Source organism: Streptacidiphilus sp. MAP5-3 (assembly GCF_041262505.1).
In the GTDB taxonomy this organism is placed as follows: Bacteria; Actinomycetota; Actinomycetes; order Streptomycetales; family Streptomycetaceae; genus Streptacidiphilus.
On the sequence record NZ_JBGCCL010000019.1, the window covers coordinates 126,922 to 136,937 of the forward strand.

Annotated in this window: 6 protein-coding genes; 4 read left to right on the forward strand and 2 right to left on the reverse strand. The window is 71.1% G+C overall.

Annotated elements, in window-relative coordinates; translation table 11 throughout:
- Positions 1–90: 90 nt before the first annotated feature.
- Positions 91–1,668 carry a PucR family transcriptional regulator gene (locus tag ABH928_RS25340; RefSeq protein WP_370070377.1) on the reverse strand — a complete coding sequence of 526 codons (1,578 nt, stop codon included), beginning with the start codon at positions 1,666–1,668 and terminating at the stop codon, positions 91–93.
- A gap of 225 nt (positions 1,669–1,893) precedes the next feature.
- Complete coding sequence (locus ABH928_RS25345; protein WP_370070379.1) at positions 1,894–4,005, reverse strand: M3 family metallopeptidase; 2,112 nt, start codon at positions 4,003–4,005, stop codon at positions 1,894–1,896.
- A gap of 267 nt (positions 4,006–4,272) precedes the next feature.
- Between ABH928_RS25345 and ABH928_RS25350 the strand changes: the two genes are divergently transcribed.
- From ABH928_RS25350 to ABH928_RS25365, 4 genes are all read left to right on the forward strand, one after another.
- Positions 4,273–5,193, forward strand: a complete 921-nt coding sequence (locus ABH928_RS25350; RefSeq protein WP_370070381.1) for a xanthine dehydrogenase family protein subunit M — start codon at positions 4,273–4,275, stop codon at positions 5,191–5,193.
- A complete protein-coding gene (locus ABH928_RS25355) occupies positions 5,190–5,690 on the forward strand; it encodes a (2Fe-2S)-binding protein (RefSeq protein ID WP_370070383.1) in 501 nt (166 codons plus the stop codon). Before ABH928_RS25350 ends, ABH928_RS25355 begins: the two co-directional genes overlap by 4 nt.
- Positions 5,691–5,701: 11 nt before the next feature.
- Complete coding sequence (gene pucD, locus ABH928_RS25360; RefSeq protein WP_370070397.1) at positions 5,702–8,047, forward strand: xanthine dehydrogenase subunit D; 2,346 nt, start codon at positions 5,702–5,704, stop codon at positions 8,045–8,047.
- A 341-nt stretch (positions 8,048–8,388) separates the two neighbouring features.
- Positions 8,389–9,870, forward strand: coding sequence for an NCS2 family permease (locus ABH928_RS25365; protein WP_370070385.1), 1,482 nt, complete (start codon positions 8,389–8,391; stop codon positions 9,868–9,870).
- Positions 9,871–10,016 lie beyond the last annotated feature (146 nt).

Genomic DNA, 10,016 nt, shown 5'->3' on the forward strand with positions numbered 1-10,016 from the left:
CACGCTGCTCAACTGGCATCCGTTCGTGTCGTACCGACCATGCCCGACCATGGTCCCAGACCGGCCCGGAGGCAGCGCGCCGACGGACCGTCAGCTCAACTCGAGCGCAAGGAAGAAGTCGACCCGGTCCTCCAGCTTGGACAGGTCACGGCCGGTCAGTTCCTCGATCCGGCCGATGCGGTAGCGCAGGGTGTTGACGTGGACGTGGAGCGCGGCGGCGCAGCGCGTCCAGGAGCCGTCGTAGCGGAGGAAGGCCTCCAGGGTGCGGACCAGGTCCGCCTGGTGTTCGAGGTCGTAGCCGACGACCCGGTCCAGCAGCCGGGAGCGGAACGCGCGCCGTACCTCGTCCGGGACGGCGGCGAGCAGCAGCACGTGGGAGGCGAGCTCCTCGGGACCGGCGACGCAGATCCGGCCGACGCGGGCGGCGGCGATGCGGCGGGCGTGGCGGGCCTCCTCCAGCGCGCCGCGCAGGCCGCCGACGCCGCTGGCCGGGGCGCTGACGCCGATGGTGAGGCGGCCCTCGGGTCCGAGACCGGCGTCGAGGGGGCCGAAGAGGTCGCCGAGCACCTCGGCTGCGGTGCGCTTGCCTGCGGGCTGGGGCAGCAGCACGATCGCGCCGAGTCCACCGCCGCCCACCAGGGCGCGGTCGTCCAGACCCGTGACCGCCTCGACGACGGCCTCGCGGGCGTCGCCCTCGCCCAGACCCTGGCCCTCGACGGAGACGACCACCCAGCCGGTGGGCAGCGGCTGCTGACCGACGCTCGCGTCGGACAGCGTCATGGCGTGCGCGGCCTCGAGGGCGCGCAGCAGTTCGTCGGGGGCGGCGTCGCGCTGGAGCAGCGCGATCATCTCGTCGGCGAGGCGGGCGCGCAGCGTCCGGCTCTCGTCCCGGCGGACGCGTTCGGCGGAGACCAGACGGGCCAGGTTCTCGGCGAGCTGCTGGCGCTTGACGGTCCACTCGGTGACGTCGCCCTCGATGGCCAGGATCCACTGCGCCAGCGCGGCACCGCCCGCGACCGGCAGCAGCGAGAACTCGCGCGCGCCGATGCGGGCGCGGGTGGAGGGTGCGTGACGTCGGCGTTGGGCCTCCAGGTGGGCGCGGGACAACTGGTCGCGCTCGGCGGGGTCGAGGCCCCCGGCCGGGCCGGCGACCACGCGACCGGTGGGGGTGAGCACCCAGCAGTCGAGGTCGACGTCGCCGCCGAGGAGGTCGAGCACGGCGTCGAGACCCGCGCCTCCGGCGGCGGAGACCAGCATCCGGTGGCGGTCGACGAGCGCGGACAGGTCGGCGGCGCGGTCCGCCGAGACCTGTCTGACCACGTACTCGGTGACCGCGCCGAAGGCGATGTCCTCACCGACGGCGAAGAGCGGCATCCGGTGGCGCGCACAGGCGTCGATCAGGTCCTGCGGGACGGGGCCGACCTCGGCCTCGCCCGCCGCGAGACCGGCCGCTCCCCCGGCCGCGAGGAAGCGGACGAAGCGCTCGGAGTCCTCGGGCTCGTAGCGCCAGAGCATGCCGGTGAGTACGAGCTCGCCGCCGTGGAGGTACCGGCTCGGGTCGCGCAGGTCTGTCGTCATCACCCCGGTGACCACCCGATCCAGCTCGCCTTCCCCGGCGAGCAGGCGCATGGGCGGTGCGGTGGGAGCGAGCAGCGCGCCGATCCGCACGTCGGGTACCTCCGGATTGTCGGGTCAGAGGCTGTCGGGGAACCTGGGCCGGATCAGCTGGTGCCAGGTGGGCCCAGCCCGCCCAGGTTCCCCAACAGCCTCCCAGGGAAGTTTTCCGGTGCACCGTACCTGACGATCGGTGACACGCGCCGAATCGCCCGGACGGCAGACGGGCCCGCACCGGCCCCGGTCCCGTCTGCCTCCAGCGTCCCCCCTCCCGCGCGGCTACGCCTCCGAGCCGGATGCGGCGGACCCGGCGTCGGCGCCGTCCAGACCGCGACGGGCCAGCAGCGGCGCGATCTCCGGGGCGCGGCCACGGAAGGCGGCGAACGCACCCATCGGGTCGACGCTGCCGCCACGGCCCAGCAGCTCACGGCGGAAGGTCTCGCCGCTCTCGCGGACGGAGACGCCCGCCGCCGCGTTGGCCTTGAACCACTCCACCGTGTCGGCGTCGAGCACCTCGGACCAGATGTAGCCGTAGTAGCCCGCCGCGTAGCCGCCCGCGAAGATGTGGGCGAAGTAGCCCGTCCGGTAGCGGGGCGGAATCGACGGGTGGGCGAGGCCGTAGCGCGTGAGCGCCGCCGCCTCGAAGGCCTCGGCCGCCTGCGGGTCCTCGGCGATCGGGTCCTTGGCGGGGCGGATGTGCCAGGCCCAGTCGAGCAGCGCCGCCGCCAGGTACTCCACCGTCCGGAAGCCCTCGCCGAAGTTCTGCGCCTCCCGCACCCGCTCGACCAGCTCGGCGGGCATGGGCTCACCGGTCTCGACGTGGCGGGCGTAGTTGGCCAGGACCTCGGGCCACTCCTGCCACATCTCGTTGACCTGCGAGGGGTACTCGACGAAGTCGCGCGGGACCTCGGTACCGGCCAGCGAGGGATAGCGGACGTCGGAGAAGAGGCCGTGCAGGGCGTGGCCGAACTCGTGGAAGAGGGTGCGGACCTCGTCCCAGGTGAGCAGGGCCGGCTCGCCCGCCGGGGGCTTGGCGATGTTGAGGTTGTTGACCACGACCGGCTTCTGGCCGAACAGCTTCGACTGGATCACCAGCTCGTTCATCCAGGCGCCGCCGCGCTTGGACTCGCGGGCGAAGAAGTCGCCGACGAAGAGGCCGATGCTGCTGCCGTCGGCGTCGCGGACCTCGAAGACCCGGGCGTCGGGGTGGTAGGCGACCAGGTCTGGGCGGTCGGTGAAGGTGATGCCGTAGACGAGCCCGGCGGCGTGGAAGACACCGCGCCGGAGCACGGACTCCAGCTCCAGGTAGGGGCGCATCGCGGCGGTGTCGACGTCGTACTGCTCCTTGCGGACGCGCTCCGACAGGAACTGCCAGTCCGACGCCGACACCACGCCGGAACCACCGTCCGCAGCCGCCAGCGCCGCGCCCTCACGGTCGGCGTTGGCCATGGCGGGGGCGACCAGGCGGCCCAGCATGGACTCGACGGCGTCCGTGGTGCCCGCCGTCTGGTCGGAGACCTCCCAGGCCGCGTGGCTGGGGAAACCGAGCAGCTCGGCGCGCTCGGCGCGCAGGGCCGCCATCCGGGCGGCGAGGGGACCGTTGACGGTGATGCCGCGCTGGAGCGAGGCGTCCAGCAGGCGGGCGCGCAGCTCCGGGTCGGTCAGCGAGGCGAGCTCGGTCTGGTTGGAGAAGTTCTTCAGGCTGATGACATAACGGCCGTCGTGGCCCAGGGCCTTGGCGTTCTCGGCGGCAGCGGCGATCTTGTCCTCGGGGAGACCGGCCAGCTGCACCGCCGTGTCGAGCACCAACGCCGCCGCGCGGGTCTCCTCGAAGACGTGCCGCTCGAAGGTGGTGCTGAGCGTGGCCAGCTCCGCGTTGAGTTCGCGCAGCCGGGCCTGGCCGGACTCGTCGAGGCGGGCGCCGCTGCGGACGAAGCGGGCGTGGTGGCGTTCGACCAGGCGCAGCGACTCGGGGTCCAGGCCCAGCTCGTCGCGACGGGCGTGGACGGCGTCGATCCGGGCGAAGAGGGCCGGGTCCAGCCGGATCGCGTCGCTGTGGGCGGCGAGGCGCGGGCTGATCTCCGCGTCCAGCTCCCGGAGGGTCGGCGTGGAGTCGGAGCTGGTCTTGTTGAAGAACACCAGCTCCACCCGGCGCAGCAGCGTGCCGCTGCGCTCCAGGGCCACGAGCGTGTTCTCGAAGTCGGCGGGCTCCGGGTTCGCGGTGATCGCCGCGATCTCGGCGAGCTGTTCGGCCATGCCGGCCTCGAAGGCCGGGAGGTAGTGCTCCTCCTCGATCCGCTCGAACGGCGGCAGTTCGAAGGGAAGCTCGCTGGCCTGCAGGAACGGGTTGGGCGAGGAAATCGCCTCTGGCTGCTGTGTGGGCTCGGTCACGATCTGACACTACGCCCAGTGTTGACAGCTGTGGCCACCCTTTTCGCGACCGGAGAACACAAACTGATGGTCAACGAGTCGTACCGACGTGTTCGCCAATCGTTGGAGAAACGTACAGCCCTATGGGTGGCACTTCCTCGCCACCTTCATGCCATCAGTGACTGACGGCACAAGGCGTGCGACTTGTGTACTGCTCACACACCTCCCCGCGCTCCCCGAGCATCCCGCAGTACCGCACCCGCTGTACCGACTGAAGGAGTCACCCGCATGGAGTTCCTGCGGCCCGCCACCTGGGACGAGGCACTCGCGGCGAAGGCTGAGAACCCGTCCGCGTTGCCGATCTCCGGCGGCACTGACGTCATGGTCGAGCTCAACTTCGACCGCCACCGCCCCGCCGCGCTGTTGGACCTCAACCGGATCAGTGAGCTGACCGAGTGGGAGTCCGGCACGTTCGAGGGCCCCGACGGCCAGGCCGTCGAGGGCGAGGTGATCCGGCTGGGCGCGGCCGTGCCGTACGCCCGCATCACCAACGAACTGAGCGACCGGCTCCCCGGTCTGGCCATCGCCGGCAACACCGTCGGGTCTCCGCAGATCCGCAACCGCGGCAGCGTCGGCGGCAACCTCGGCGGTGCCTCGCCGGCCGGTGACGCCCACCCGGCGCTGCTCGCCGCAGGGCGCGACGTCTTTGTCGAGGCACAGTCCGTGCGCGGCACCCGGCTGATCGCGATCGACGACTTCTACCTCGGCGTCAAGCGCAACAGCCTGGAGCCGGACGAGCTGATCCGCGCGGTGCGGATCCCGGTCGCGGACGGCCCGCAGCAGTTCTCGAAGATCGGCACCCGCAACGCGATGGTCATCGCGGTCTGCGCCTTCGGCTTCGCGCTGCACCCCAAGAACGGCACGGTCGGCACCGGCATCGGCTCCGCCGCCCCTACGCCGCGCCGCGCGGTCGAGGCCGAGGGGTTCCTGGCCGGCGAGCTGGCCGAGCGCGGCCTGTGGCAGTCCGGCGGCCTGATCGGCCCGGCCGCCATCCAGCGTTTCGGTGAGCTGGTCTCCGCCGCCTCGTCGCCCATCGACGACGTGCGCGGGACCGCCGCCTACCGCCGCCACGCGCTGGCGGTCATGGCGCGCCGCACCCTGACCTGGACCTGGAACGAGTACACGCAGTCCCTGAGGAGCGCAGCATGAGGGTGACCTTCAACGCCAACGGCCGCGAGGTCGAGGCGGACGACGTCTGGGAGGGCGAGAGCCTCCTGTTCATGCTCCGCGAGCGCCTGGGCCTGCCGGGTTCCAAGAACGCCTGCGAGCAGGGCGAGTGCGGCAGTTGCACGGTGTACCTGGACGGCAGCCCGGTCTGTTCCTGTCTGGTCGCCGCGGGTCAGGTGCAGGGCCGCGAGGTCCGCACCGTCGAGGGCCTGGCCGACCCGGAGAAGGGCCTGGACGACGTCCAGCAGGCCTTCGTCGACGCGGGCGCGGTGCAGTGCGGCTTCTGCACCCCGGGTCTGCTGGTGCAGACCCACGACCTGCTGGAGCGCAAGCAGCAGCCGAGCGACAACGACATCCGCGAGGCGCTCTCCGGCAACCTGTGCCGGTGCACCGGCTACGAGAAGATCATGGACGCGGTCCGGCTCGCGTCGGCCCGCAAGTGCGCCAAGGGCGACACGAACGCGGAGGTGTCGAAGTGAGCACGCGTGCCATCCGTACCGAGAAGAACCTCCAGAGCATCACCAGCGCCCACCCGGACGGCATCGGCGGCTCGCCGCTGCGTCCGGACGGCATCCTCAAGGTCAAGGGCGAGTTCGCCTACTCGTCCGACATGTGGCACGAGGACATGCTGTGGGGCATGGCGCTGCGTTCGCCGCACGCCCACGCCCGGATCCTGTCCGTGGACACCAGCGAGGCGGTCAAGCACCCCGGCGTGTACGCGGTGATGACCTACGACGACATCCCCGGCACCAAGTTCTACGGCCTGGAGATCAAGGACCAGCCCGCGCTGGCCACCGGCAAGATCCGCTACCACGGCGAGGCCATCGCCATCGTGGCGGCGGACCACCCGGAGACGGCCCGCCGCGCGCTCGCCAAGATCAAGGTCGAGTACGAGCTGCTGCCGACCATCACCACCGAGGAGCAGTGCCTCGACCCGGAGACCTACGGGTACGTGCACGAGCCGTCGGAGTACAAGGGCCACGCGAGCGGCAATATCGTCCACTCGCAGAAGGTGGTCTACGGCCAGGGCGTCACCGACGAGGTCCGCGCGCTCGCGGACGTGGTCGTCAAGGGCGACTACGTGGTCGGCATGCAGGACCAGGCCTTCCTCGGCCCGGAGTCCGGTCTGGCCGTGCCCGCCGAGGACGGCGGCATCGACCTCTACATCGCCACCCAGTGGCTGCACGTGGACCGCGAGCAGATCGCCCCGGTGCTCGGCCTGCCCGAGAACAAGGTGCGGCTCACCCTGGCCGGTGTCGGCGGCGCGTTCGGCGGCCGCGAGGACCTGTCCATGCAGGTCCACGCCTGCCTGCTGGCGCAGCGCACCGGAAAGCCCGTCAAGATCGTGTACTCCCGCGAGGAGTCGTTCTTCGGGCACGTGCACCGTCACCCGGCCAAGCTGACCTACGAGCACGGCGCCACCCGCGACGGCAAGTTGGTCTACTGCGACGCCCGGATCGTGCTGGACGGCGGCGCCTACGCCTCCGCCTCCCCGGCCGTCGTCGGCAACGCGGCCTCGCTGGGCATGGGTCCGTACGAGGTGCCGAACGTCAACATGCTGGCGGTCGCGCTCTACTCCAACAACCCGTCCTGCGGCGCGATGCGCGGCTTCGGCGCGGTCCAGGCCTGCTTCGCCTACGAGGCGCAACTGGACAAGCTGGCCGTCGAGTTGAACATCGACCCGGTGGAGCTGCGGCAGCTCAACGCGGTCTCGCAGGGCTCGATCATGCCGACCGGCCAGGAGATCGACTCCCCGGCCCCGGTCGCGGACCTGCTGCGCCGGGTCAAGGAGCTGCCGCTTCCGCCCGCGCTGGACACCACGCACCTGGACATCCGCGAGATCCCCGGTGCGCTGTCCAACACCTCGCACGGCGAGGGCATCGTCCGCGGCGTCGGCTACGCGGTCGGCATCAAGAACGTCGGCTTCTCCGAGGGCTTCGACGACTACTCGACCGCCCGGGTCCGCCTGGAGGTCATCGGCGGCGAGCCGGTCGCCATGGTGCACACGGCCATGGCCGAGGTCGGCCAGGGCGGCGTCACCGTCCACGGCCAGATCGCCCGGACCGAGCTGGGCGTCGAGCGGGTCACCATCCACCCGGCCAACACCGAGGTGGGGTCGGCCGGTTCGACCTCCGCATCGCGTCAGACCTACATGACCGGCGGCGCCGTCAAGCTGGCCGCCGAGGCGGTCCGCAACGAGCTGCTGGCGCTGGGCCGCAAGCGGTACGGCTGGACGTACAACGACCTGACGCTGGTCGGCGGCAAGGTGGTCTCCGCCTCCGCCGGCGTGCTGATCACCATCGTCGACCTGCTCGGCGACACCGTGATCGACCTGACCCGCGAGCACCACCACCGGCCCACCGTCCCCTTCGACAAGGAGACCGGCCAGGGCTTCGGCCACGTCCAGTACACCTTCTGCGCCCACCGCGCCGTGGTGGACGTGGACGTGGAGCTGGGCCTGGTCAAGGTGGTCGAGCTGGCCGCCGCCCAGGACGTGGGCAAGGCGCTCAACCCACTCTCCGTGGTCGGCCAGATCCAGGGCGGTTCGACCCAGGGCCTCGGCCTCGCGGTCATGGAGGAGATCGTCGTCAAGGACGGCAAGGTCAGGAACCCGTCCTTCACCGACTACCTCATCCCCACCATCCTGGACACCCCGCCGATGCCGGTGGACGTCCTCGAACTCGCCGACGAGCACGCCCCGTACGGGCTGCGCGGTGTCGGCGAGGCGCCCACCCTGTCGTCCACCCCCGCCGTCGTCGCGGCCATCCGCGCGGCCACCGGCCTCGCGCTGGACCGCGTGCCGGTCCGGCCCGAACACCTCACCGGCACGGAGTGACTGCCCGCCCAACCTGCTGAACAGCAGGGCGAGCTGACGACGGCTCACAGACCGCTCCGGGGTGAGGTAACCATGTCTCGTCTTCCCGCGCCTCACCCCGGGGCAGCACCACCCCACCGCAAGAAGCTCCACTGCGCCACCCCTGCAGTGCAGGCACCACCCAGCACCAGAGAAAGCAAACGATGTACCCCGCACTCGCCAGCACGCAGCCTTCGCCGAGGCCCGTGCACCACGGCAGCTGTAGAAAGTAGCGCGCCGCACCGTCCCCTGAATCCCTGCCAAGAGGGTCACCCAGGCCGGCCGCTCCACCCCAACCCCCTACGAAACTTGGGAGTGGAACCGTGACCCAGACATCCACGGAACCCAGTGTCAACCCTTCCGGCGACCCCACCCGGTCCCCGGATCCCAAACCGAAGAGCGCCCTGGACGCGTACTTCAAAATCTCCGCGAGAGGTTCCACCGTCGCCGGAGAGGTCCGAGGTGGTCTGACCACCTTCATGGCCATGGCTTACATCCTTCTGTTGAACCCGATCATCCTCTCGGTGGCGGACGTCAACGGGAACCATCTGAGCCATGCCCAGGTGACCACCGCAACGGCCCTGGCCGCAGCGGTGACCACCATCCTCCTCGGCGTCGTCGGCAACGCACCGCTCGCTGCGGCTGCTGGTCTGAGCGTCTCCAACACCCTTGCCGCCGTGATGGTCCCCCACATCACCTGGCCACAGGCCATGGGCCTGTGCGTCATCTACGGTGCAGCCATCGTGCTGCTGGTCGTGACCGGTCTTCGCGAGAAGATCATGAACGGCATACCGATGGCGCTCAAGCACGCCATCACCATCGGCATCGGTCTCTTCATCGCCCTCATCGGCCTGGTCAACGCGGGCTTCGTGTCCCGCATCCCGGACGCCGCCGGTACGGACACGCCGCTGCAGCTCGGCATCAACAACAACCTGCAGGGCTGGCCGGTGCTGATCTTCGCGATCACGCTGCTGACCATCTTCATCCTGCAGACCCGCAAGGTCCCCGGCGCGATCCTGATCGGCATCGTCACCGGCACGATCATCTCCGTGATCCTCAACGCGACGCTGAACATCCCGGCCTCGGTCTGGGGCCTGTCGGCGCCGAAGTGGCCCGGAAACCCGGTCGCCTCACCGGACTTCGGTCTCTTCGGACACATCGACCTGTTCGGCGCCTTCAGCAGCAAGGGCATGGGCGCACTGAGCGCGGGCTTCGCGGTCTTCGCCCTGGTGCTGGCCGGCTTCTTCGACGCGATGGCGACCATCATCGGCATCGGCACCGAGGCGGGCCTCGCCGACGAGCAGGGCCGGATGCCGGGTCTGTCCAAGGCGCTGTTCGTCGACGGCACCGGCGGCATCATCGGCGGTCTGTCCGGCGCGTCCGGTCAGACGGTCTTCATCGAGTCGGCCACCGGCGTCGGCGAGGGCGCCCGGACCGGTTTCTCCAGCGTCGTCACCGGTCTGGTCTTCGCCGCGATGCTGTTCTTCACCCCGATCGCCGGCATGGTGCCGGGTCAGGTCGCGGCGGCGGCCCTGGTCGTCATCGGCTCGATGATGCTCTCCCAGGCGCGCCACATCGAGTGGGGCGACCGTGAGGTGGCGATCCCGGCCTTCCTCACCATCGCGCTGATGCCGTTCACTTACTCGATCACCGCCGGTGTCGGCGCGGGCGTGATCGCCTACTGTGCGATCAAGGCCGGCCGTGGCCGGTGGCGTGAGCCGGGCGTGCTGATGTGGGGACTGACCGCGGTCTTCCTCGTCTACTTCGCCCTGCACCCGATCAAGGAATGGCTCGGCGTCCACTGAGCCCTTCCGCCGGGGGGGGGGGGGGGGCCCGGGGGCGGGCCCCCCCCCCCCCCCCCCCCCCCCCCCCCCCCCCCCCCCCCCACCCCCCCCCCCCCCCCCCCCCCCCCCGCCCCCCCCCCCCCCCGCCCCCCCCGCGCCCCCCCCCC